Source organism: Streptomyces sp. NPDC104106 (assembly GCF_055584345.1).
The window spans coordinates 1-22597 of the sequence record NZ_JBVJMF010000027.1; the positions used below are offsets into that span (position 1 = coordinate 1).

Genomic DNA, 22597 nt, shown 5'->3' on the forward strand with positions numbered 1-22597 from the left:
ACGCGATCCTCGCAACTACCTCGCCTTTCTGGGCCTCGCCGCCACCCTGTGCTGCTACAAGCGATTGATCCGCCTCACCACATAGGACACGGTCTTAGGAGAGAGGGTGGGGCGTCCCACTGATGACCTGGCGTTTCTCTGACCGAGTGAGCAGGCACGGATATGGCTGCCAGTGACCCTTGTTGACCGTGGCTGACCCCTGCATCTGGCACGGCTGTGGCACAGCGACCTCTTCCTCCCGAAGCAACTTGGATGGGGGTCCGTCTTCAGGCCGGAGTGCCTCTCGCCTGGTGTGATGATGTGCGGGCGTCCGCGCTTGTCCGCCGCAGTCCGTCTGCGTCGTCACGCAGTTAGACACTCACTTGGGGAAGGCCCTCCCAGAGCCTGTCCGACGGGTCGGCGACCGGGACGGGCGCCGACACCACCACCTCGGTGCTTTCGGACGTGCAGGTTACTCGTGCTGAGTTGGCGAGCGCCTTGCAATGTTCACGTGTTCCGCGTGCCATCCATTTTCGTCCTCCACGGGCACGTACGTCACGCGCAAGCCCTCGACGACAAAGGTCGCGTCCTCGATGGCGGCGCGATCTACCCGCACCTCACGGTCGTCGTCCCCGTCGATGTACCCCATGCCCCGGGCTTGGTTGTACCACCGGACCACGCCACTGACCCTGTCAGCCATCTGAAGGCTCTCCAATTCTGACGCTTGCGCAAGCCGTTGACTATCGCATCGGGTCATTCCCGCCCAACACCGTGCGCACCCTGAGTGAATGCATCAACTCAGCTACAAGTCCGCGATGCCGGGCTGGGGCTGCTGCACTGCGGCTTCCGCATACACCGGCGGTTGTGCGCTCTGCGTCTGCCAGCCGCAGCGGGACCAGTGGCGGACAGCGGCAGGCAGCCCCGATCGTCAGCGGACGACCCCTCTGGGCCTGTGGCCGGCCGGGCGACGGGGCGCGTCTGTACCTCAGCCGACGACAGTCAGCTACGACGGCGGGCGCAACGGCCAGCCCGTGACAACGGCGGGAGCCCTCATCTTGGGAAGCTTGGGTGACTCAGAGGCAGTCCCCCTTCTGACCTGCGACGCTGCGGTTGGCTGGCCTTTCCTCGATACCCGGTGTTCCCCGTGGTTCCCCGCTGGATCTGGCACGCGTCTGGCACGACTCTCTTCGTCCCGAAGCGGCTCAGCTGAGTGCGAGACCAAGCGCTAGGAAGATGCGGGCGCGCCAACGTGGGGCGGTCAGGTCGGCCAGTGCCGCTACCGTGCGGGGCCGCCGAGCAGTGGATGACGTGGATGCCAGCGACAGGCTGTCCTCTGGGCGCAGGCGGCTCGATGCTGGCGCAGGCCCGCGACCAACTGCCTCCGCCCGCAGCACGGACCAGCGGCCTGGTCTTCCATTCCCGGCCGCCGTAGGTCTGGCCTCGATGCAAATAGCGATCAAGCGGCAACGGCAGTGATCACGGCCGCCACAGCCAGGAACCCTAGCCCAGACAGCACGAGGTCGACCGCGAGGCGAATCCGAGCGTATTTGGTCCGGGCCGAGGCCGCGAGCACCTTCACCAACGTCAGTTGCTGGCCAGCAGCCAGCTGTCGTAGGAGCTCTTCGGCGGTGAGATTCGACCACTGCGGCCATCCCGTACCGCCCAACTGAGGGCGTACGGCAAGCAGCAGGACCACGGTGGCGGCCAGCAGCGCAACCACACCGACCGCGCCAACCGCCAGGGCAGGGGACGGAATGTGCCCGCCGGCGCCCAGGGAGGCAAGTGCGGCGAGCGCCGCACCGGTCAAGGCCAATAGCAGCGCTGCCTTGCTGTCGCTGCGGACCACCTCACCACGCAGGAGAGCAATTGCTGTGTCGACGTGCGGGCCGGCTTCGCCGGCCTGTAACGGGTCCGGGGTCGGAGTAGTGGTCGACACTGTGCCTGCTCCTCTGCTTCGGCCCGTACGGGCGCCGGTCTCCTCGGCCTGGGTGCAGCCTGCCCGTCCAAGGGACGGCCTACCCCCAGGGTTTGGCCAGCATCAGCGCATACCGCAACCCTGGGAGGAGGGCCCATACGGACAGCACGGGCCCTCCCAGACGACGAGCCAGTCTTCACGAGCGACGGGTTGAAGTCGCACGCGGCTCCGTAGATCCCTTGGGGCTGAGGTGAATGGGCTGGTCAGGTTCCCGCTCCATGGGGACCTGACCACCGCATGAGGAGTTCGATCTCCCCTCGGCCTGGTCGCGGCTCGCCTCATGAACTGGTGCCGTACGTGGCTGCTGTGTGCCGCCGCTGTCCGGGGCCGTTGATGTCAGCGTTGGATGTCAGCCGAACAGCTCGGGCATTGGGCAGGTCTCCAACGGCTCCTCCGGACGGTCGGCCCAGCCCCACAAGACATGTCGACCGGTACACCTCCACAGCGCCCGGCAGGTCCGCCGGCCATCGTCCTTCCGATCGACGAGGACGAAGCCGCCGAACTTCATGGGTCATGCAGCGCACCCTAACGGAGCGACCGCTTCGTCCCGAAGCAACTTGGGTGGGGGTGCTGCCTTGAGCTGATCTGGCTCTCACCTGGTGCAACAGTCCGTAGGCGTCTGCGGTTGTCCGCCGCTGTTCGCCTGCGTTGTCACGCAGTTAGACACTCACTCGGGACGCGGACCACTTCGAAGGCGCTGCGCGGGTTCGACGGGGAGCCTGCCGCCCGCGTCAGATGGCTGTGCCATCAGGGCGCGGGAAACCGTGCTACCCACGGGTGGCCGTACGCGTACCGTCGGTCTGAACCGTGGGGGTGGAAGGCTGTGTTGTACGCACACGAGATGATTCTGAACGAACTCGCACAGGGCCTCAGACCTGTGCACGAGGGCGTCGAGTGGTTCGAGGGCCTCTCAGAGGGTGACCAACGCAAAGTCCTGCACGCACTGGTGCTGTTCTGCGGGCAGGCCCGCGCCCGCGAAGAGGACGTGCCGGAGAGCATTGCGCGTTCCGGCATCCGCCCTACTCACACGCCGGCGGTGATGCTCGCGAAGTGGCGTTTCGGAATGGAAGCACTCCCGGCCTACGAACTCGCCAAGTCCTTCCGCCTGCTCGTCGCCCTCTTCAGCATCGCCGACACCCGCAGGCGGATGCTGCACTGCGCTGGCGGATGCAGTCACGCTTGGCACAGCCTGCCGGATCCGCCAGGCGACGCAACTGAGACGTCTTCTTGCCCTGGGTCTTGCCGTGGATCTTGGTGAGCTGGGTTTTTGCTGGTCAGGAGTGGTGGGCTCGTGCTCCTGGTGGTCGTCGTTGGTCGTCCTTGGCCAGTGTCGAGCGGCCTCGGACGGCCCACAGACGGCCCGGACTCCACGCTGATCTACCCTCCTCCGATGGACGATTCCCCCTGCTTCTGCCTCCTCTGCGAACCGCCAGCAGATGGCCCGGCCTGGGAAGAACGAGACAGCCGGATAGCCCAGAGTGTTACCGACTTCGGTTGGCACGTCATGGGCGTTGGCGCAGGCGACGGCGCACCCGCCGACTGGGCATACTCCATCGGGCTGTGGCACACACTGCGCAGTCCCGAGGTCTGTGTCTTCGGCCTGCGGACGGACGTTGGGATGCCCCTCGTGAATGCGGCTGGAGCTGGGATCCGTGGTGGCCGTCCGCTGGAGCCGGACCAGCACAGAGACGATGTCCTCAACGGATACGACGTCGTGGTCCGCCCTGTTCACCCCAGCTGGAATCAGGACTTCTTCGGTGCCGGCATCGACTTCTACCAAGCCCCTCCGCTGCCCGTCACGCAGCTGTTCTGGCCCGACAAAGCCGGACGCTTCCCCTGGGAGGACGAAGCGGACGACTACTGCCGTACGAGTCAACCGCTGCTCTGGATCCCGAAGTCCGACACCACGGGGCCGTGGTTGCGACTCGCGTGAAGACCAGTGGTGATGCCCTGGGCGTGTACGGCACCGAGGGCATCACCTTCTGATCCGTAGCTCTATATGGATCGGTCACTGGAGGTCATTGCGGTCGGTCTACGGCCCTACAAGGACACCGCTGGACAGGGCCGGTTGCCGTGGTTGCTGTACTTCGCTGCTGTACCGCGGGTAGAGGGCAGGTGGCCCCGAACCGGCGTGAGACCGGCTGGGGCACCTTGCCAGGCTCGGGACGGTTACACGTATTCGAGGAGCCAGCCGACCGGGTTGTCATCCACCACGTCGGTGCTGCTCTTCTTCACCCGCCCGACGTGGATCTTCTGAATCCCCTGGGGAAGCCTCTCGGCACGGCGGCCATTTCCCTGGTTGACGTCCCAGTCCACGGCTGGGAGCCAGGTCGTACCGTCGTGCATCTGTACCTTCAGACGCACATCCGCCCAGCTGGACCCTACGCTGAAGTAGGCGTCCCCCCACGGTGCTGGGGTGCCGACCTGGTTGGGCTGGGGGATGGCAAGGAGGAGCCCGTACCTGTAGTGGATGAGCCCGCCACTCTCGTTGAACACGAAGCCTGTGGGAACTTCGCCAAGCTGAAAGACGGCCATCTGTACTCCATCCGCGAGGGAGTTCGAGGGTCTTCTGCAATGCTGGACAGCAGGTTGCTGCGCCACGGGGGTGACGCAGCAATCGGACTGCCCCGGCGGTCGTCGTTGCTGGGCTGTGGAGTAACCCGCCAGCAGCGATCTACCGGGCGCGCGGCAGGCCGCCTGCGTCAGCGGCGCGCACCGGCGCTCAGGTCGGGCTCACCCAGTGCGCCATCACGGTGGTGCGTCCGTCGTTGTTGCTGATGATGCTGGCGGAGCCGCTCCCTCCGATGCTGCGCGCGTAAAGCGTCACAACGTCCCCGGCGGCGAAGCTGGCCAGGACCGTCTGTCCTGAGGTGGTCTGGATTCCCAGATTCGAGCCCTGGATGCCGGCCAGTGCTTCACTGCCGGGGATGAGTACGCCGTTCTTGCGCACTGAGGTGCTGGCCCACAGTGCCCCTGCAGAGGGGTAGATCGACGCGCGGGCGTTGTAGGAAATCTGCCAGACACCGGGGAAAGGAATCGTGAGTCCCGGAACCTGGAGGATCTCCGTGTCGGCGTTGGTGATGGATTGGTTGAAGTCGATCGGACCGGTTTGCACCCATTGCGTGCCTCCCTGCTGGGAGGTCGCGGTGGTCGAGGATGTCATGTCTGTCCCGTTGCGCATGACAGTGGCACATTAAGCGGAACTCCTGGTTGTTCGGCCGGATATCTCCGTCCGGTTGGCCGGAAGGTCGCGGAAAAACGTCACTACGGTCGGTGGTATCTCGGGGGCTCCAGGGCACCCCTACTGACCCACCGAAGATGCGTAAATATGACCACACCTCGCGTGATCATCACGAGCAGCAACGCACCGAGTCTGGCCTTCATCGGTTGGCGCCAGTCATAAATGTCAAAGACCCCCGATCCATCCGGACCGAGGGTCTTCGTGCGTTGGGGCTAACAGGATGCGAACCCGTGGCCTCATCCTTATCAGGTCGATCATGCCACTCCCCGACGTCGACCAACCGATCGTGAGTCCAGGAAGATCGCCCGCTGGCGATCGGCGCCGACCGCCGTTGTCCGCGCCTGTTGGTGTCAGGCGTTGATGTCTGTCGCCACGGGGGGTGCTTGACAAGTCCGTCTCTCACTCTCTAGGGCCGTGGGCGCGGTCGTTGCTCGCCCGGTCTGGAACGCCGGCAGGCCCACACCCGCTGGGGCTTGCGGGCGTGTGGCCGCCGTGTGGTGCTTTCGAGACGCAGGCCTTCTGCACGTCAACCGCCCTCGCGGTGCGGGACTGGAACGGTGGTCAAGTGGGGAAGAATCTATGACTATCCACGAGGTGGCATGGGGGCGGGCGTATGGGCCCAGACACAGTCATCGCAGGTGCAGCGACAGTCATAGCGCTCGGCTCTCTTTGGGTCAGCTACACGCAAGCCAGGGACAGTAGGCGCCACAGTCGTCAGTCAGTGAGGCCCGCGCTTCAGATGCGTCGTGTCAAGCACTACAAAGGCACCGAAGCGGGGCTCAACGTCGTCAATGGGGGTCTTGGTCCGGCCGTGGTGACAAGATCGGTGGTGCGGTTGGACGGGGAGATCCTTGGGGAGTGGAATTACCAAACGCAGCAACTCTTATTGGACTCGCTTCCGACGCGCCCCAAAGCGCACTCCATGCGCTCTGGTTCCCTGATGCTGCCGGGGCAGTCCACCTGGTTGCTGTCCCTGGACGAGTTCAGCGATGACCAGCATGACTGGTTCTGGGATCTCATCACCCGACGCCTTGTGATCGAGATCTTCTACGAATCCCTTTACGGTGGCGAGAACTTCAGTGTGACGCCGCCTGTGTTCTGAAGTGGCCCTCAAGCCACCACGCACCCCGGCTCCCATCCCGTACGCCGTCGACCCACACACCGTGGAGCGGGCGTGGTCCATGGCGTCCAGGTGGAGCGCGCCACTGTACGAACGACCTGGACGCCATGGGCCGCGTCTGCTCGGCTCTGCCTGGGTCGGCGGTGGACGGGATGGGAGCACCCCGCGCACGCCCCTACGGACCCGCAGCCGGGAACGGCGCCCCCTCCATCCCGGTGTCGGCCGATCCCCCGCCGGAGGCACCGCTCTGACCGTGGCCGGTCCCGCGCGGCATCTGGCTCGTGGTTCTTGGCTCGTTGCTGTGTGCGCGGCACGGGCGCCGGCCGGGCTGGAGCGGGGCGGAGACAGACATCCGATGCGGTTGATCAGTCAAGCGGTGCTGGGGAAGGCGGTCTGCTCGTCGCAGGGGATGCGGTGGGTGAGGCAGTGGTGCAGGCAGCCCAGTAGGCGGTTGAAAGGTTGCGTTGGGCTGCGACGTGTCGGTCTTCGGCTGCCCGGCGGCGGTCGTAGTGGGCTCGTGCTCCGGGGGATGCGGTGAGGGCGGCGAAGGCCCAGATGTAGCCGGCCGAGGCCAGGCGCTGGTTCTTGATGTGCCTGGCCAGGACGGTGGTCTTGTGTCCGGAGGACCGGGTGGTGGGGGCGGATCCGGCGTAGGCCTTCAGGGCGCGTGGGCTGGTGAAGCGGGTGTGGTCGTCGCCGAGTTCGGCCAGGACGCGGGCGCCGGTCAGTGCGCCGAGGCCGGGGAAACTGGTGATGATCTCCGCGTCCTGGTGGGTAGCGAAGGCGGTGGTGGTGGCGGCTTCCAGGTCGTCGGCGCTGTCGCAGGCCGCGTTGAACTGACGCAGCAGAGCGAGGGCTTTGGTGCCCATGGCCTGCTCGATGACGGGTGGCTGGTGCATCTGTGGTTCGCGCAGGAGTGCGTGAAGGCGTTCGACCTCGCCGGTGATCTCCCGCTGACGGCCGGCTTTCTTCAGGATCGCTCGCAGCTGCGGGCGGGTGAGCCGGGCGGCTTGGGTGGGGGTGGGGGCCGCGGCGAGCAGGGTGCGGGTGACGGGTGAGGCGAGGCCTTCGCGGAAGTGGCGGAAGACGGTGAGGAAGCCGGGGAAGTACTCGCGCAGGTGGGAGCGCAGCCGGTTGCCGATCTGAACGCGGTCCCAGACGGCGTCCTGGTGGGCTCGGGCCAGGACGGTGATGGCCTGGGCGAGGTGGCTGTCCGCGGGCAGGGGTCGGTGTTCTGCGGGGTCGGTGCGCAGGATGTGGGCCAGAACCTTGGCGTCGAGGTGGTCGGACTTCTTGCGGCTGAGTGCGTAGCGGGCGGCGGTGAGCGGGTTGATCACGTAGATGGGTCGGCCCGTGGCGCGTAAGCAGGCGACCAGAAGTCCGTGAGAGGTCTCGATGGCGACCGGGATCGGGTGCTCTGGGCTGTCCCCGTGCTGGGCCAGCAGGTCCAGGAGCTGGCTGAGGCCTTCCGGGGTGTCGTCGATGCGGAGCTTCGCGAGAAGGGTGCCGGCCTCGTCGAGCAGTGCGATGTCGTGGTGGTCGGTGGCCCAGTCGATGCCGCAGAACACGCTGGTCATGGTGGTGTCCCTGGGTGGGTGGCGGTGGTGTGGTGGTCGTCGCCATGGCGGGGTTGCGCGTCTCCCTAATGGCAGGGCTCAAGGCCCGTCATCCGATTAGCCGTTCGCAATCCCAGCGGTCGCCAGGGGCCTCGGTCAGCTGCGGAACTGGGGGCGTTCGCCGAGTGGTGAGAGGTGTTCCCTGGCGGCGGCTTGGACCACGAGAGGCAACGATGCCGCTGTTCGCCGACTACCGCGCAGCCCAGGAGGCATCCGTCCTCGGCCTCGACGACCGCGAGCCGGACACCGTCCTTGTCCTGGCGGACTGGCAGTACGCCGGCCACGGCCACACGCCGGGCGAAGCCGCCCTCGCCGCGACCATCGCCCGTGACCTCCAGACCAACCGCGAGACCGCCCGCGACGCCCTCCTGAGCGAAGGGAGCACAGAATGACCACGGCCATCCGGTCACGACGCACCATGCTCACCCTCCCGGAGGTCTGCGAGGAACTGGCCATCTCCCGCTCGACCTTCTACGACTGGAGGGCCAAGCGCCGCGCGCCGCGCTGCATCAAGCTCCCGAACGGCGACCTCCGGATCCGGCGGAGCGACCTCGATCACTGGCTCGACGACTGCGAGGACGCCGCCTGATGGAGACGACGTACGACGTGAAGATCTACAAGATCCTCACCTACAAGGGCGCCCGGAAGACCACGTACACCGTGCGTTGGACGGTGGCGGGCAAGCGCTGGCGTGAGCCCTTCAACACCGTTGCGCTCGCCGAAGGCTTCCGCTCCGAACTCATCCGGGCCACAGGCAAGGGCGAGGCCTTCGTCGTCGCCACCGGCCTCCCGGTGTCCCATCGCTCCAAGTCGGCTGCCATGAGCTGGTACAAGTTCGCCGTCGAGTACGTGGATGCCCGCTGGCCTCAACTCGGCGGCAACAGCCGCAAGAACATCGCCAAAACCCTGACCTCGACCACCATCGCCCTGCTGCGGGCCAAGCCCACCCAGTTCGCACCTGCGGCCGTGCGGACGGCCCTTCGCGAATGGGCGTTCAACACCAACCGACGCCCGGACGCGCCCCGAGACGTGGTGGCCATCCTCAAGTGGGTCGAGCGGAATTCCCTGCCCGTCTCCGCCTGGGAGGACCCCGAGAAGGTCGACCAGGTCCTGCAAGCCATCGACACCCGCCTCGACGGCAAGCAAGCGGCGGCCTGGTCCCGTAAGCGCAACCGCCGGATCCTCAACGTCGCCATGAAGTACGCGATCCGACGGCGCATCCTGCGGACCAACCCACTTCCCAAGGGCAAGGATTCGACGGCGGCCACGAAGACCACGAATGCCGTCGACAAGCGGTCTTTGCTGAACCCCGAGCAGGCGGCGGCGATCCTCGACTGGATCCGGCACCGGCCGCGCGGCGGCAAGCGGCTCCACGCCTTCTTCGCCACGCTGTACTACTGCGGCCCCCGGCCCGAGGAAGCCGTAGCCATGCGCGTGGATGACGTGACCCTCCCCGAGCCCGACGCCAACGACCAGTGGTGCGAGCTGCTGATCCACACGGCGACCCCTGAGGTCGGGAAGCAGTGGACCGACACGGGGCAGATCCACGAGCAACGCGATCTGAAAGGCCGCGCTGAGGGCGAGACACGCACGGTGCCGGGCCATCCGGCCCTCACGCGCATCCTCCGGCAGCACATCGCCGACGAACAGCTCAAGCCAGGTGATCTGCTCTTCCAGGGCGAGTCCGGTGGCATCCTCGCCGGATCCGTCATCCGCCGGGCGTGGCGCAGCGCGCGTAAGGCCGTATTGCCCCCGCACGTCTTCGACTCGCCCACCGGGCGGCGCGTCTACGACAACCGGAACACGCGCCTGACCAAGTGGCTCAACGACGGCATCCCGCCCGCCCAGGTGGCCGAGTGGGCCGGAAACAGCGTCGCCGTGCTCCTGGCGACCTACGCCCGCTGCGTCGACGGGCAGCTGCCAGACCTCAAGCGGCGGCTTGAAGCTGCGGGAGACCTCCCTGAGGCGGAGGTGCCAGGTGTTGGCTGATCTTCCTGGGGTCGAGAACTTCGACACGTATTCGACACGGCCACCCGCGAAAACCCGGTGACAGCCGGACAGCCCCGGGCCGCGCCCTTGATCACCAAGGGGGTGTCCGGGGCTGACCTGTGGCGCGTGAAACCGCCTCTGACCAGCAAAAAGCCCTCCCGATGGGAGGGCTGAGGCTGGGCGCCCCCGGCAGGACTCGAACCTGCGGCCAAGCGCTTAGAAGGCGCCTGCTCTATCCACTGAGCTACGGGGGCCTGGTCGCGGGACCAAGGATAAAGCTCCCTGTTCCTCGACCCTGTCGCTTCGCCTCCGTGGCTCGATGTGGAGGTTCGGTGAAGCGGTCCTGATAATCGCAGGCAGGTACGAATCGTGCATCGCTTTTGGCGTCCGACGCACCGGGTGTTGTGCACTCGTTATGCCTGGACTGTGCCCGTGTCCCGGTCATCCCTTCTGTCTGTTCTGTTCCGTCGGCGCGCAGACATGTCTATATGCTTCAGAATTCCCCTAAAATTGGGCATTCTTCGCATGTGGTGACCTTGGACGTACGGCCTCAGCTGCTCGACACACTCTCCGCACTGCGCGACCGTGTCGCCGCCGCACGCTTTCCGCTGCCCCTGGCCGGGGCCCCACGCGCGCGTGCCAACCGCGACGAACTGCTCGCCCAGCTCGACGACTACCTGGTACCCCGCCTGCGGGAACCAGAGGCGCCGCTGCTGGCAGTCGTCGGGGGGTCCACCGGCGCCGGAAAGTCGACACTCGTCAATTCCCTCGTCGGTCGCCGGGTCAGTGAGGCGGGCGTGCTGCGGCCGACGACCCGGACGCCGGTGCTTGTCTGCCATCCGGAGGACCAGCACTGGTTCAGCCGCATGCGCGTCCTGCCCGGCCTCGCGCGTGTGTGGGCGCCCCAGCAGGACCCGGCGGACGACCTCCTGCTCGCCGGCGACGACCCCGCGCGCGTGCTGCGCATCGAGACCGCCGAGACCCTCCCGAGCGGACTCGCCCTCCTCGACGCCCCCGACATCGACTCCCTGGTAGCGGACAACCGTGCTCTCGCCGCCGAGCTGATCTGCGCCGCCGACATCTGGATCATGGTGACCACCGCCGCGCGCTACGCCGACGCCGTCCCCTGGCACCTGCTGCGCACCGCCAAGGAGTACGACGCCGCCCTCGTGACCGTCCTGGACCGGGTGCCCCACCAGGTCGTCTCTGAGGTATCCCGGCAGTACGGCGCCCTGCTCACCAAGGCCGGCCTCGGCGACGTACCCCGTTTCACCGTGCCCGAGCTGCCCGAGTCGGCCTGGGGGGCGGGCCTGCTGCCCGCCACCGCCGTCGCGCCGCTGAAGAACTGGCTGGTCCACCACGCCCACGACCCCGCCGCCCGCCAGCGCGTCATGGCCCGTACCGCCCACGGCCTGCTGAACTCGCTCAAGTCCCGCATGCCCGAGCTGGCCGGCGCGGCCGCCGCCCAGTACGCCGCCGCGCTCCGGCTCACCGCCGCCGTGGACACCGCCTACGACAGTGAGCACGCGCGCGTGCGTGGCCGGCTGCAGTCCGGTGCCGTACTCGCCGGGGACGCCCTCAAGCGCTGGCGGGCCTTCCCCCTGGACTGCACCGCGGGGGAACTCCTCGACGCGCTCGTGGAGAGCCTGGTCGCCCTGCTGCTGTGTTCCGTCACGGCCGCGGACGAGCGTGTCGACGAGGCCTGGCGTCGCGAGCCCGCCGGCGCCGACCCGGCCCTGGCCGCCGGCGAGTCCACCGTGGAGAGCACCGAGCACCGCATCGGCCTCGCCGTACGGCGCTGGCGGCGGGAGCTGGAGGAGTACGCCGAGGAGGAGACGCGCGAGCTGGACCGTTCCGTCGCCCCCGACGCGGAGGCCGTGGCCGCGCTGGTCGCCACCGCGCTGCTGGGCGGGCGCCGGGCGCGCTCCGCGGGCGAGGGGCTCGCCGAGCGGCTCGGCGCCCATGGCGCGCTACGGCTGCGCGACCGGGCCGGGCGGCTGCTCCATGACCACGTGGAGCGCGTCCTGCACGCCGAACGTGAACGCCGCCTCGCACCCCTCGACGCCCTGGACGTCCAGCCCGAACCCCAGGCAGAACTCATCGCCGCGCTGTCCGCACTGCTGAAGGAGAGGTGACCGGTGACCGCCGTCACTGACCAGGACCACACGGATCACATCGACCACACCGGGCGCATGGAGCACAGGGGCATGGAGCAGGCGGGGCCCGCAGAGCGTGCGGGGCGTACGGAGTGCGCGGGAGGAGGGGAAGGAGCGGAATACGAGGGCCACGCGCGTGTGGAGCGCGGCAAGGACGCGGCAGCGGCCGACCGGGCCGGTGCCGGTTCCTGTGCCCTTGCCGACAGCCGCGGCTCCTACGACGCCGGCGCCCTCGAAGCTCGTGGCTTCCAAGCCCGTGGCTTCGAAGCCCGCTCCCGCGAGGCCGGTGCCCACTGGGGCGGCGCCCCCGGCGGTGCGGGCGACAAGGGCCAGGGCGAGGGGAACGGCGCGGGAGTCTGCCTGGACGCACCGCAGCGCCCGGACCCGGAGAAGAACCCGGACGGGACGGCCGGCGACCCACCGCACCAGCACCCGTATCAGCACCAGCTCCTGCTCCCGCTCTCACCCCCGCCCCCGCCCCCGCCCCCGTCCCCGTCACTGCCCACGTCCCCTCCTCCGCACCCCCGTACCCCCGCCGTCCTCGCCCCTCGCGAGCCCGGCACGGGCACCGTCCATGAGCAGACGGACCGGCGCGAGCACGCCGACCGGGTGGACCGGGTGGACCGGGTGGAAGGGGGCGAGACGGCGGGCCGGGCGGGCCGGCAGGGGCCGGCCGATCGGGTGGAGCGAGGCAGGCGGGAGCAGTCGTCGGTGCCGGCGCTGTCCCCGGCGTCGGAGGAGTCGGCCGGGTCCGCCGAGTCCGGCGAGTCCGGCGAGTCGTGGGACGACGGGTTGATCGCCCGGCGGGTCACCGAGGCCACCGCGGCCGCGCTCGCCGTCGAACGCGCCTCCGTGCTGGAGAACACCAGCCGCAGCCCGGGCAGCCAGATCCCCGCCCCGCTGGCGTACGACGGCCCCCTGCGCTCCCGGCTGGACGCGCTGCGCGAGCTGGTCGGACTGTCCCGGGCCCGATTGGACAGCCGTACCCTCGCCGAGGCGGGCCGGGTCCTGGACGAGGCGGCCGCCCGCCGCAAACTGTCCGGCCGGCACACCGTCGTCGCCATCGCGGGCGCGACCGGCAGCGGCAAGTCGCAGCTGTTCAACGCCCTTGCCGGAGTGGCCATCTCGGAGACCGGCGTACGGCGTCCGACCACGGCCGCACCCATCGCGTGCAGTTGGAGCGACGGTGCCGCGAGTCTCATCGACCGGCTGGGCATCCCCGGCCGGCTGCGCCGCCGCCCCGTGCAGAGCCCGGAGGGCGAGGCGCAGTTGCGCGGGCTGGTCCTGGTCGACCTGCCCGACCACGACTCCGCCGCCGTGGAGCATCGCAAGCAGGTGGACCGGATCCTGAAGCTGGTCGACGCGGTGATCTGGGTGGTCGACCCGGAGAAGTACGCCGACGCGATGCTGCACGAGCGCTATCTGCGGCCCATGGCGGGCCACGCCGAGGTCATGTTCATCGTCCTCAACCAGGTCGACCGCCTCCCCGGCGACGCCGCCGACCAGGTCCTCGACGACCTGCGGCGGCTGCTGGACGAGGACGGTATCGCGCTCGGCGAGCACGGCGAACCCGGCGCCACCGTGCTCGCGCTGTCCGCGCTCACCGGCGAGGGCGTCGGTGACCTGCGCGAATCGCTCAGCCAGTTCGTGGCCGAGCGCGGTGCGGCGGCCCGCCGGGTCGCGGCCGACGTGGACGCCGTCGCGACCGGCCTGCGGCCCGTCTACGCCACCGGGCACCGCGCCGGCCTCACCGAGGACGCGCGCGAGGAGTTCGCCGCGCGGCTCGCGGACGCGGTGGGTGCCACCGCGGCGGGCGAGGCCGCCGAGCGCGCCTGGCTGCGCAACGCCAACCGGGCGTGCGGCACGCCCTGGCTGCGGCTGTGGCGCTGGTACCAGCGCCGTGGCGAGTCCACCACCGGCCGCCACCCCGTGCGGGTCCAGACGGACGAGGAGGCGACGGCCCGCCAGCGCGTGGAACAGGCGGTCCGCACGGTGTCCGACCGTGCCTCGGCCGGACTGCCGACCCCCTGGGCACAGGCGGTGCGCGAGGCGGCCGTACGAGGGGCGCAGGGGTTGTCGGAGGCGCTGGACGAACTCACCGAGCGGGCCGGCCTGCCGCCGGGGCGCCCACCGCGGCCGGGCTGGTGGCCGGCGGCGGTCCTGGCGCAGGCGGCGATGACGCTGTTGCAGGTCGTGGGCGGGCTGTGGCTGGTGGGCCAGATCGCCGGTGTCATGGCGCCCAACCTGGGCGTTCCGGTGCTGTTGATGGCGTGCGGGATCATCGGCGGACCGCTCGTGGAGTGGGGCTGCCGGATGGCCGCGAGAGGCCCGGCGCGGCGCTACGGCCAGGACGCGGAACGCCGCCTGCGCGAGGCGGCCGCGAGCTGCGGACGGGCCCGGGTGCTCGACCCGGTGGCGGCGGAGCTGCTGCGGTACCGGGAGGTACGTGAGCAGTACGGGCGGGTGGTGCGAACCGGAGCGGGGGTGGGGTGAGGGGGCGGGAAGCAGGAAGCGGCCGGGGAAGCGGGGAGCGGGGGGACGGGGCGGGTGACGTAGAGGGCCGGGGTCAGGGGCCGGGGGTTGCGGGTGCGGGTGCCGGGTGGTTACGGCTGCGTGGGTGTGTCACCCGTGTGGGTGGCGGGGTTTTCCACAGACGGGGTGGTCGTCCACAGTGCTCGGCGGGCTCGGCCCGGCGGCGGCAGTCTGGGGTCGCGGCGAATCGCGGACGGCAGCGCCGGTCGCGGTCGCCGGACACATGCCGTACGGGACGGGCCCGTACGGCTGCCGCCCGCCGGCCCGGGAGGCCGGGCGGGGGAGGGGAGCGAGGACATGAACGAGACCATCGTCTGCGTCGTGGGCAACGTGGCGACCCAGCCGGTGTACCGGGAGACGGCGACGGGTCCGGCGACCCGGTTCCGGATGGCGGTGACCGCCCGCTACTGGGACCGGGAGAAGAACGCCTGGACCGACGGGCACACCAACTTCTTCACGGTCTGGGCCAACCGCCAGCTCGCGGTCAACGTGGTCGCGTCGGTGGAGGTGGGCCAACCCGTCGTCGTGCAGGGCCGGCTGAAGGTGCGCACGGAGACGCGCGACAACCAGCAGCAATGGGCCTCGGCCGACATCGACGCCGTGGCGATCGGACACGACCTCGCGCGGGGTACGGCGGCCTTCGTACGCGCGGCCAAACCGGAGACCCAGCCGGCGGCGCCGAGGCCGGAGCCGAACTGGGAGACACCGCACCCCGCGGATGCCGGTACACATGCCGGGACAGGGGCTGAGGAGGACACCGGAACCGGTCAGGGTTCTCGGTCTCGGCCGCAACCATCCGAGGAAGCAGCTCTGGTGACGTGACGTCAGCGGTCTTCCCCGGACGCTTCTCGACGTCCGCCGGGCCACTCCTCGATGTCCGCCCGCCACTCCTCGACGGCCTCCGGCCGTGTGAGCGGGCGCCGTCCGGTCTCCGAACACCCCGTACGAACCGGTTGATTTGTCGATATGCCCAGCTCATGGACGGTCCCGGCGATAACGATTGCGGATCGGATCGGCTATCGGAACATCCGACCGGCGGGACAGGCGCCAAGTGATCCATAGGATGCCGGGCATGCCCTCCGGGGCTGCCGATTCTGCTGGTGGGACCGTCCCCCACGTCCAACGGGTCCTGCTCGAAGGGGAATTCTGTGCTTGCTGCCTTCTCTGGATTCCACCGGTCCGGCCTCGCGGCCCGCCTGGCCGGCGCCGCGACGGTGTCCGGCGTCGTGGCGGCCGGTGTGCTCTCCGGGGCCGGTACGGCCGTGGCCCAGGGGACGCCGCAGACCCAGGGCGGGGCGACGGCCACGATCAACGGCCTCAAGATGTACGGCGAGGCCGTGATCCACGAGGCCGGCGGCGACCAGCGGGTGCAGGCGGGCCTGTTCGAGATGTCCGTCGACGGCGGCGGCACCCTGCAGACGTACTGCGTCGATCTGCACACCCCCACCCAGCGCGGCGCCCCTTACCAGGAGACCCCCTGGAGCAGCACCTCGCTGGGCGCCAACAAGAACGCGGGCAGGATCCGCTGGATCCTGCAGAACTCCTACCCCCAGGTCAACGACCTCGCCGCGCTGGCCAGGAAGGCCGGCGCCGGCAACCTCACCGAGCAGGACGCGGCGGCCGGCACCCAGGTGGCGATCTGGCGCTACTCCGACGGCGCGAAGGTCGACGCCGTCGACCCGCAGGCCGAGAAGCTCGCCGCCTACCTGGAGAAGAGCGCCGGCGACCTCGCCGAGCCCCAGGCCTCGCTCACCCTGGACCCGCCCGCGGTCTCCGGCCGGCCCGGCAAGCTGCTGGGGCCGGTGACGGTGCACACCAACGCGGCCGGTGCCGCCGTCAGCCCGCCGGCCGACGCGGCCATGAGCGGGGTGCGGATCACCGACAAGACCGGCAAGGCGGTGGCGACCGCGAAGGACGGCAGCCGGCTGTACTTCCACGTCCCCGAGGACTCGGCGGACGGCACCGCCCAGCTGACCGTCCAGGCCTCGACCACCGTGCCCGTGGGCCGGGCCTTCACCTCCGACAGCCGCAGCCAGACCCAGATCCTGGCCGGCTCCAGCGAGTCCACGGTCTCCGCGACCACGAGCGCCACCTGGGCGGCCCACGGCGCCATACCGGCGATCTCGGCACACAAGGACTGCGCCAAGGGCGCCGTCGACATCATCGCGTCCAACAACGGGGACAAGCCCTTCACCTTCGAGCTGATGGGTGCCGGGCACACCATCCCCGCGGGCGCAACCCGCACGGTGTCGGTCCCGCTCCAGGAGGACCAGGCCTACGACTTCACGATCACCGGCCCGCACGGCTTCAGCCACCGCTTCACCGGCGTCCTCGACTGCAGGACCCAGGGCGCGATCACGACCGAGCAGGCCAAGCCCCACAACGACCCCCGCCCCGCCACGGTGGGCGGCTCCACGGCCCCCGGCACCGACCTCGCCGCGACGGGCGGCTCAGCCATCACCCCCCTGATCGCCGGCGCGGCCATCGGCCTGGTCGTCATCGGCGGCGCGGTCCTCGTGATCCTGCGCAGACGAGAACAGACGGACGCCTCCTGACCACTGCCGACCGGCTGTCGTCGACCGAACACCGCCGGCCGGCTCACGAGCCGAGGTGCCGGCGAAGCGCTGCATGGCACCCGCGTGCGTCAGAGAGATCGCCGATGAGTACCACCCAGTCGAGGGCGGCGCGGTGACCCCGGACCAGCAGGAGCAGACGCCGGGCGCTTCTCTTCCCCAGCCCGCTCGTTCACTCGGCGTTTTTCCCTCTGTCTCAAGGGCACCCGGCCGGTGACGGCGGAGGCGGTGAGATGAGTACCGGAGAGAAAGTCAAGGCGAAGGCCGAACAGATGGTGGGGAAAACTGTGCGGAGGGTGGCCCACGCGGTGCACAAAGAAGCCCTCGCGGCAAAGGGTGCCGCCCTCGAAGCGCGAGGCACGATGCGGGGCGAGAAGGAGAGGACCAAGGACTCCTTCAAGCGCTGACGGAGTCCTGGCGCCCGCGGAGACGGCGGAGGGCGGCGCCGGCTGCACCGGACCGCCCGAGGCGCAGGCTGGCCGCCCGAGTGTCGCCCGTCGCCGAAGTGCCGTCCGCCTCCCGGGTCGGCCTAGGATCCTGTGTCATGGACATCACGGAGCTCCTCCTCGTACTGGGCCTCTTCGCGGGGATCTGGAGCGTCCAGAGCCGACTCTCCGGCATGGACAAGCGACTGGTGCGCATCGAGGGCCGACTCGCCCTGATCGCCGAGCGGTTGGGGCTGGAGGAGTCGGACGAACAGCGCGCTCAGCGGGAGCGGGTCGAGGCGCTGGTGCGCGAGGGCGAGCGGGTCGCGGCGATCAAGGCGTACCGCGAGATGACCGGCGCCGACCTGAAGGAAGCCAAGGACGCGGTGGACCGGATGGGCGGCCTCTAGTCGCTACGGTTCGCCACGGCGTCATGATCCGGTGATGGATGGGTGGGCGTGGCCCACGGCGACGGTCGCGGCTCTGCCCGTGGGGAGCGCTCGCTTCCGGCCGTTCCTGGGCCGTGTGAGGGCGCCCGAGGCAGACAGGCGGGGACCGACAGGGACGGACGCGCCGCAGCCGTCAGTGGAGAACCCCCAGGTCAGCGCCGCCGCGCCTAACGGGTTTCCGCCCAGGGGTGGCCGTACGGCAAGATGGGGTGTATCTGCCCACTGCCAGATTTCAAGTTGCCGGACGGTTTCTCTTGGCTGAGTTCATTTACACCATGCGCAAGGCGCGCAAAGCGCACGGCGACAAGGTGATCCTCGACGACGTCACCCTGAACTTCCTGCCGGGGGCGAAGATCGGCGTCGTCGGTCCGAACGGTGCCGGTAAGTCGACCGTGCTGAAGATCATGGCCGGGCTGGAGCAGCCCTCCAACGGCGACGCCTTCCTGTCGCCGGGCTACACGGTCGGCATCCTGCTCCAGGAGCCGCCGCTGACCGAGGAGAAGACCGTCCTGGAGAACGTCCAGGAGGGTGTCGCCGAGATCAAGGGCAAGCTCGACCGGTTCAACGAGATCGCCGAGCTGATGGCGACCGACTACTCCGACGCGCTGCTCGACGAGATGGGCAAGCTGCAGGAGGAGCTGGACCACGCCAACGCGTGGGATCTGGACGCCCAGCTGGAGCAGGCCATGGACGCGCTCGGGTGCCCGCCCGGCGACTGGCCCGTCACCAACCTCTCCGGCGGTGAGAAGCGCCGCGTCGCGCTCTGCAAGCTGCTGCTGGAGCAGCCCGACCTGCTGCTCCTCGACGAGCCCACCAACCACCTCGACGCCGAGTCGGTGAACTGGCTGGAGCAGCACCTCGCCAAGTACCCCGGCACCGTCGTCGCCGTCACCCACGACCGGTACTTCCTCGACAACGTCGCCGGCTGGATCTGCGAGGTCGACCGCGGCCGGCTGCACGGCTACGAGGGCAACTACTCCAAGTACCTGGAGACCAAGGCCGCCCGCCTGAAGGTCGAGGGCCAGAAGGACGCCAAGCGGCAGAAGCGGCTCAAGGAAGAGCTGGAGTGGGTGCGGTCGAACGCCAAGGGGCGGCAGGCCAAGTCCAAGGCCCGTCTCGCGCGGTACGAGGAGATGGCCGCCGAGGCCGACAAGATGCGGAAGCTGGACTTCGAGGAGATCCAGATCCCGCCGGGGCCGCGGCTCGGCAACGTCGTCGTCGAGATCGACAAGCTCACCAAGGCCTTCGGGGAGAAGGTGCTCGTCGACGGGCTCAGCTTCACGCTGCCCCGCAACGGCATCGTCGGTGTCATCGGCCCCAACGGTGCCGGCAAGACCACCCTGTTCAAGATGATCCAGGGGCTGGAGACGCCGGACTCCGGTGACATCAAGGTCGGCGAGACCGTCAAGATCTCGTACGTCGACCAGAGCCGCGAGAACATCGACCCGAAGAAGACGCTGTGGGAGGTCGTCTCCGACGGGCTCGACTACATCAACGTCGGCCAGGTCGAGATGCCGAGCCGGGCGTACGTCTCCGCCTTCGGTTTCAAGGGCCCGGACCAGCAGAAGCCGGCCGGTGTCCTCTCCGGCGGTGAGCGCAACCGGCTGAACCTCGCGCTGACCCTGAAGCAGGGCGGCAACCTGCTGCTCCTCGACGAGCCCACCAACGACCTCGACGTGGAGACCCTGTCCTCCCTGGAGAACGCCCTGCTGGAGTTCCCCGGGTGCGCCGTGGTCGTCTCCCACGACCGCTGGTTCCTCGACCGTGTCGCCACCCACATCCTCGCGTACGAGGGCGACTCGAAGTGGTTCTGGTTCGAGGGCAACTTCGAGTCGTACGAGAAGAACAAGATCGAGCGGCTCGGCCCGGACGCCGCGCGTCCGCACCGCGCCACCTACAAGAAGCTGACCCGGGGCTGATCGATCTTGCGGCACCTCTACCGCTGCCCGCTGCGCTGGTCGGACATGGACGCCTACGGACATGTCAACAACGCGATCTTCCTCCGCTACCTGGAGGAGGCCCGCATCGACTTCATGTCCCGCCGGGGCAAGGAGTCGAAGGACGGGTCCGTGGTGGCGCGCCATGAGATCGACTACCGGCGCCAGCTCGTCCACCGGCCCACGCCGGTGGACATCGAGCTGTGGGTCACGGACATCCGGGCCGCGTCCTTCACCGTCACCTACGAGGTGAAGGACGCGGACGCGGTCTACGTGACGGCCAGGACCGTCGTCGTCCCGTTCGACTTCGAGAACCAGGTGCCCCGCCGGATCACCCCGGAGGAGCGCGCGTTCCTGAAGAAGTACACGGACGACGCGGGCGACACGGACGACGCCGGCGACTCCGGGGAGGCCGTCGCGGCATGACCGTGCTGCACCTCGCGGACGAGACGGAGGCGGCCGACCTCGCCGCCTTCCTCTCCCGGCTGCTCCACTACGACCGTGGAGCGGCGGTGCGCCTCCAGGCGGCCGGCACCGCGCTCGCCGTCTTCGGCCGGCCCCCGTCCTTCGAGGTGCTGGCCGTGCGCGCGGTGCGGCTGGCCAAGCCGTACGAGGACGGGCTCGACGTCACGCTCGACGTGACCGTCTCCGCCGGACAACTGCTGGAGTCCGTGGACGAGCGGGCGGCCACCGCCGCCGTACCGGCCGCCCTCACCGGTCCGCCGTGGGCCGGGGTGCTGCCGCCGCGCGGCGGCTGGCGGCCCGTGCCGGGGCTGCCCGCCCCGGACGCGCTGCGGGCGACCGTCGCCGCCGCGGTCGGCGAATTCCGCTCCCGTACCGAGGAACTGGCCCCCGAGGGCCGTACCCGCGCCGCGCTGGACGGGATCGGGCGGGACATCTGGTCCCGGGAGATCGGCCGTACCGGGCTCCCGGTGCGGGCCGTGCACGCCGCGCACTCCCTGGGCTTCCTGCGGCCGGGGACCGAGTCCGCCGACACCGGGCTGTTCTCGTCCGGTGCCTGGCTGCGGCTGCGCACCCCCTACGGTTCCGTCGCCGTCCGCCGCGCCGGGCTCGGCTCGCTCGGCGTCAGCGTCCGCTGAACCCGCGGAACCCGTTCACTCCGGGGTGTTGATCATCGACTGGGCGGCGTACGTCAGGTAGTTCCACAACGTCCGCTCGTGCTCCTCGGACAGTCCCAGCTCGTCGACGGCCACCCGCATGTGCCGCAGCCACGCGTCGTGCGCCGCCCGGTCCACCCGGAACGGCACGTGCCGCATGCGCAGCCGGGGGTGGCCGCGGTTCTGGCTGTACGTCGTGGGACCGCCCCAGTACTGCATCAGGAACAGGGTCAGCCGCTCCTCGGCGGGGCCCAGGTCCTCCTCGGGGTACATCGCCCGCAGGAACGGATCCTCGGCGACCCCCTGGTAGAAACGGTGGACGAGCCGACGGAAGGTCTCCTCCCCGCCGACCTGCTCGTAGAAGGTCTGCTCCTGCAGCGTGCCGCGCCGAATCTCATTCACCCGTCCATCGTCTCAGACCGGGTGACCCAGGACTCGAGGCTTAGGACCCCACGAGGCGAGGACTCCACGGGCGCCACGGCCCCTACTGTGGAGCCATGGGCGCCTACGACCCCGAGACCGACGCGACGGCCGCCGACGCGACGGCCGCGCTGGTGCGCGAGCTGGACGCCGACGGCGCCTTCGCCGGGGACCCGGTGTGGCGGGAGGCGTTCGCCGCCGTGCCCCGGCACCTTTTCGTGCCGTACTACTACGTCGCGGGGCCCCGCGGCTACGAGCGCCGCTGGGGCGAGAGCCCCGATCCGCGGGCCCGCGAGCAGTGGCTGCGCGGGGTCTACGCAGACACCCCGCTCGCCACCCGGCTGCGCGACGGCGAGCTGGTCTCCTCCAGCAGCCAGCCCTCCCTCATGGCCCGGATGCTGGTCGCGCTGCGCGTCGAGGACGGGAACCGGGTGCTGGAGGTGGGCGCCGGCACCGGCTACAACGCGGCCCTGCTCGCCCACCGGCTCGGCGACGACGACCTCGTCACCACGATCGACCTGGAACCGGAGATCACCGAGTCGGCCCGCCGGCACCTTCAGGCCGCCGGCCACCGTCCGGTCGTCGTCACCGGCGACGGCGCGCGCGGGGTGCCCGAACGCGCCCCCTTCGACCGGATCATCGCCACCTGCGCGCTGCCCGCGATCCCGCGCGCCTGGCTGGCCCAGTGCCGCCCCGGCGCCCGCGTCCTGACCCCGCTGGCCACCGGGCTGCTGGCCCTCACGGTCCGCGACCGGGAACACGCCGAGGGCCGCTTCCTGCCGTCGGCCGCCTACTTCGTACCGCTGCGCGGCGAGGGCAGGGCGGAGCCGCGCGGGACGTCGCTCGCCGGCGTGCCGGTCCGGGTCCGCGAGCAGGAGACCTTCCGCTTCCTGCTCGCCCTGACCCGGCACACCCTCGACCCGGGCGAGGCCTGCGCGCTATGGGAACGCGAGGGCATGCCCGGACGCGAACGCTACGGCGTCACGGTCGGCGCCGAGCACGCCTGGGCGTGGCTGGACGACCCGGAAGGGCCGTACGGCTGGCCGCTGTCGTGAGCCGCGACCGGC

General features: G+C 69.8%; 19 protein-coding genes, 1 tRNA gene and 2 pseudogenes. 16 read left to right on the plus strand and 6 right to left on the minus strand.

What is annotated here, in order from left to right; all coding sequences use genetic code 11:
* Positions 1-1435: 1435 nt before the first annotated feature.
* Positions 1436-1915: a Pycsar system effector family protein gene (locus tag ACZ60X_RS39220; protein ID WP_469609510.1), complete on the minus strand. Its 480-nt coding sequence runs from the start codon at positions 1913-1915 to the stop codon at positions 1436-1438.
* 880 nt (positions 1916-2795) lie between these two features.
* Here ACZ60X_RS39220 and ACZ60X_RS39225 point away from each other — a divergent pair.
* Complete coding sequence (locus tag ACZ60X_RS39225) at positions 2796-3212, plus strand: DUF5958 family protein (protein ID WP_469609513.1); 417 nt, start codon at positions 2796-2798, stop codon at positions 3210-3212.
* Between the two features lie 132 nt (positions 3213-3344).
* Entirely contained in the window at positions 3345-3887 is a 543-nt protein-coding gene (locus tag ACZ60X_RS39230; RefSeq protein WP_469609516.1) for a DUF4262 domain-containing protein, read from the plus strand.
* A gap of 236 nt (positions 3888-4123) precedes the next feature.
* Here the strand turns inward: ACZ60X_RS39230 and ACZ60X_RS39235 are convergent, their stop codons facing one another.
* Both ACZ60X_RS39235 and ACZ60X_RS39240 read right to left on the minus strand, forming a co-directional pair.
* Positions 4124-4489 (minus strand): hypothetical protein, encoded by a 366-nt coding sequence (locus ACZ60X_RS39235; protein WP_469609519.1) that lies wholly within the window; start codon positions 4487-4489, stop codon positions 4124-4126.
* A gap of 187 nt (positions 4490-4676) precedes the next feature.
* Positions 4677-5135: a hypothetical protein gene (locus ACZ60X_RS39240; RefSeq protein WP_469609522.1), complete on the minus strand. Its 459-nt coding sequence runs from the start codon at positions 5133-5135 to the stop codon at positions 4677-4679.
* 799 nt (positions 5136-5934) lie between these two features.
* Here ACZ60X_RS39240 and ACZ60X_RS39245 point away from each other — a divergent pair.
* Positions 5935-6297, plus strand: coding sequence for a hypothetical protein (locus ACZ60X_RS39245; RefSeq protein WP_469609525.1), 363 nt, complete (start codon positions 5935-5937; stop codon positions 6295-6297).
* 387 nt (positions 6298-6684) lie between these two features.
* Here the strand turns inward: ACZ60X_RS39245 and ACZ60X_RS39250 are convergent.
* Positions 6685-7892, minus strand: a pseudogene (locus ACZ60X_RS39250) (IS110 family RNA-guided transposase).
* 224 nt (positions 7893-8116) lie between these two features.
* Here ACZ60X_RS39250 and ACZ60X_RS39255 point away from each other — a divergent pair.
* The 3 genes and pseudogenes from ACZ60X_RS39255 to ACZ60X_RS39265 all read left to right on the plus strand — a co-directional run.
* Positions 8117-8323, plus strand: a pseudogene (locus tag ACZ60X_RS39255) (replication initiation protein); the annotation flags it as partial.
* Positions 8320-8520, plus strand: coding sequence for a helix-turn-helix transcriptional regulator (locus tag ACZ60X_RS39260; RefSeq protein WP_469609528.1), 201 nt, complete (start codon positions 8320-8322; stop codon positions 8518-8520). The pseudogene ACZ60X_RS39255 and the gene ACZ60X_RS39260, both read left to right, overlap by 4 nt.
* On the plus strand, positions 8520-9920 hold the full coding sequence (locus ACZ60X_RS39265) for a tyrosine-type recombinase/integrase (protein ID WP_469609533.1): 1401 nt from the start codon (positions 8520-8522) through the stop codon (positions 9918-9920). The genes ACZ60X_RS39260 and ACZ60X_RS39265 overlap by 1 nt, the downstream gene beginning before the upstream one ends.
* 181 nt (positions 9921-10101) lie before the next feature.
* Here the strand turns inward: ACZ60X_RS39265 and ACZ60X_RS39270 are convergent.
* Positions 10102-10174, minus strand: a tRNA-Arg gene (locus ACZ60X_RS39270).
* 273 nt (positions 10175-10447) lie between these two features.
* On the opposite strand from ACZ60X_RS39270, the gene ACZ60X_RS39275 reads away from it, so the two are divergent.
* From ACZ60X_RS39275 to ACZ60X_RS39315, 9 genes are all read left to right on the plus strand, one after another.
* Complete coding sequence (locus ACZ60X_RS39275; protein WP_469609536.1) at positions 10448-12055, plus strand: dynamin family protein; 1608 nt, start codon at positions 10448-10450, stop codon at positions 12053-12055.
* Positions 12056-12796: 741 nt separating this feature from the next.
* Positions 12797-14569: a YfjP family GTPase gene (locus ACZ60X_RS39280; RefSeq protein ID WP_469609803.1), complete on the plus strand. Its 1773-nt coding sequence runs from the start codon at positions 12797-12799 to the stop codon at positions 14567-14569.
* A 336-nt stretch (positions 14570-14905) separates the two neighbouring features.
* Positions 14906-15430, plus strand: a complete 525-nt coding sequence (locus tag ACZ60X_RS39285) for a single-stranded DNA-binding protein (protein WP_469609538.1) — start codon at positions 14906-14908, stop codon at positions 15428-15430.
* A gap of 326 nt (positions 15431-15756) precedes the next feature.
* Positions 15757-17163 (plus strand): Cys-Gln thioester bond-forming surface protein, encoded by a 1407-nt coding sequence (locus tag ACZ60X_RS39290; RefSeq protein WP_469609541.1) that lies wholly within the window; start codon positions 15757-15759, stop codon positions 17161-17163.
* A 251-nt stretch (positions 17164-17414) separates the two neighbouring features.
* Positions 17415-17588 (plus strand): hypothetical protein, encoded by a 174-nt coding sequence (locus ACZ60X_RS39295; RefSeq protein WP_469609545.1) that lies wholly within the window; start codon positions 17415-17417, stop codon positions 17586-17588.
* A gap of 137 nt (positions 17589-17725) precedes the next feature.
* The gene (locus ACZ60X_RS39300; RefSeq protein WP_469609548.1) at positions 17726-18016 is read left to right on the plus strand and encodes a ribosomal protein L7/L12; all 291 of its coding nucleotides are present in this window, start codon (positions 17726-17728) and stop codon (positions 18014-18016) included.
* A 293-nt stretch (positions 18017-18309) separates the two neighbouring features.
* Entirely contained in the window at positions 18310-19974 is a 1665-nt protein-coding gene (gene ettA, locus ACZ60X_RS39305; RefSeq protein ID WP_469609551.1) for an energy-dependent translational throttle protein EttA, read from the plus strand.
* A gap of 6 nt (positions 19975-19980) precedes the next feature.
* Complete coding sequence (locus ACZ60X_RS39310) at positions 19981-20418, plus strand: acyl-CoA thioesterase (protein WP_469609556.1); 438 nt, start codon at positions 19981-19983, stop codon at positions 20416-20418.
* Positions 20415-21092: a DUF8185 domain-containing protein gene (locus ACZ60X_RS39315; protein ID WP_469609559.1), complete on the plus strand. Its 678-nt coding sequence runs from the start codon at positions 20415-20417 to the stop codon at positions 21090-21092. Before ACZ60X_RS39310 ends, ACZ60X_RS39315 begins: the two co-directional genes overlap by 4 nt.
* 15 nt (positions 21093-21107) lie before the next feature.
* Here the strand turns inward: ACZ60X_RS39315 and ACZ60X_RS39320 are convergent, their stop codons facing one another.
* Positions 21108-21512, minus strand: a complete 405-nt coding sequence (locus ACZ60X_RS39320; RefSeq protein WP_469609561.1) for a globin — start codon at positions 21510-21512, stop codon at positions 21108-21110.
* Between the two features lie 95 nt (positions 21513-21607).
* Between ACZ60X_RS39320 and ACZ60X_RS39325 the strand changes: the two genes are divergently transcribed.
* Entirely contained in the window at positions 21608-22585 is a 978-nt protein-coding gene (locus tag ACZ60X_RS39325) for a methyltransferase domain-containing protein (RefSeq protein WP_469609564.1), read from the plus strand.
* Positions 22586-22597 lie beyond the last annotated feature (12 nt).

Bases quoted from the DNA above. Each gene is read 5' to 3' on its own strand.
- ACZ60X_RS39285 (WP_469609538.1), top strand. From the start codon at position 14,906: ATGAACGAGACCATCGTCTGCGTCGTGGGCAACGTGGCGACCCAGCCG.
- ACZ60X_RS39315 (WP_469609559.1), top strand. From the start codon at position 20,415: ATGACCGTGCTGCACCTCGCGGACGAGACGGAGGCGGCCGACCTCGCC.
- ACZ60X_RS39265 (WP_469609533.1), top strand. From the start codon at position 8,520: ATGGAGACGACGTACGACGTGAAGATCTACAAGATCCTCACCTACAAG.
- ACZ60X_RS39245 (WP_469609525.1), top strand. From the start codon at position 5,935: ATGCGTCGTGTCAAGCACTACAAAGGCACCGAAGCGGGGCTCAACGTC.
- ACZ60X_RS39295 (WP_469609545.1), top strand. From the start codon at position 17,415: ATGAGTACCGGAGAGAAAGTCAAGGCGAAGGCCGAACAGATGGTGGGG.
- ACZ60X_RS39325 (WP_469609564.1), top strand. From the start codon at position 21,608: ATGGGCGCCTACGACCCCGAGACCGACGCGACGGCCGCCGACGCGACG.
- ACZ60X_RS39300 (WP_469609548.1), top strand. From the start codon at position 17,726: ATGGACATCACGGAGCTCCTCCTCGTACTGGGCCTCTTCGCGGGGATC.
- ACZ60X_RS39225 (WP_469609513.1), top strand. From the start codon at position 2,796: ATGATTCTGAACGAACTCGCACAGGGCCTCAGACCTGTGCACGAGGGC.
- ACZ60X_RS39235 (WP_469609519.1), bottom strand. From the start codon at position 4,489: ATGGCCGTCTTTCAGCTTGGCGAAGTTCCCACAGGCTTCGTGTTCAAC.
- ACZ60X_RS39240 (WP_469609522.1), bottom strand. From the start codon at position 5,135: ATGCGCAACGGGACAGACATGACATCCTCGACCACCGCGACCTCCCAG.
- ACZ60X_RS39260 (WP_469609528.1), top strand. From the start codon at position 8,320: ATGACCACGGCCATCCGGTCACGACGCACCATGCTCACCCTCCCGGAG.
- ACZ60X_RS39230 (WP_469609516.1), top strand. From the start codon at position 3,345: ATGGACGATTCCCCCTGCTTCTGCCTCCTCTGCGAACCGCCAGCAGAT.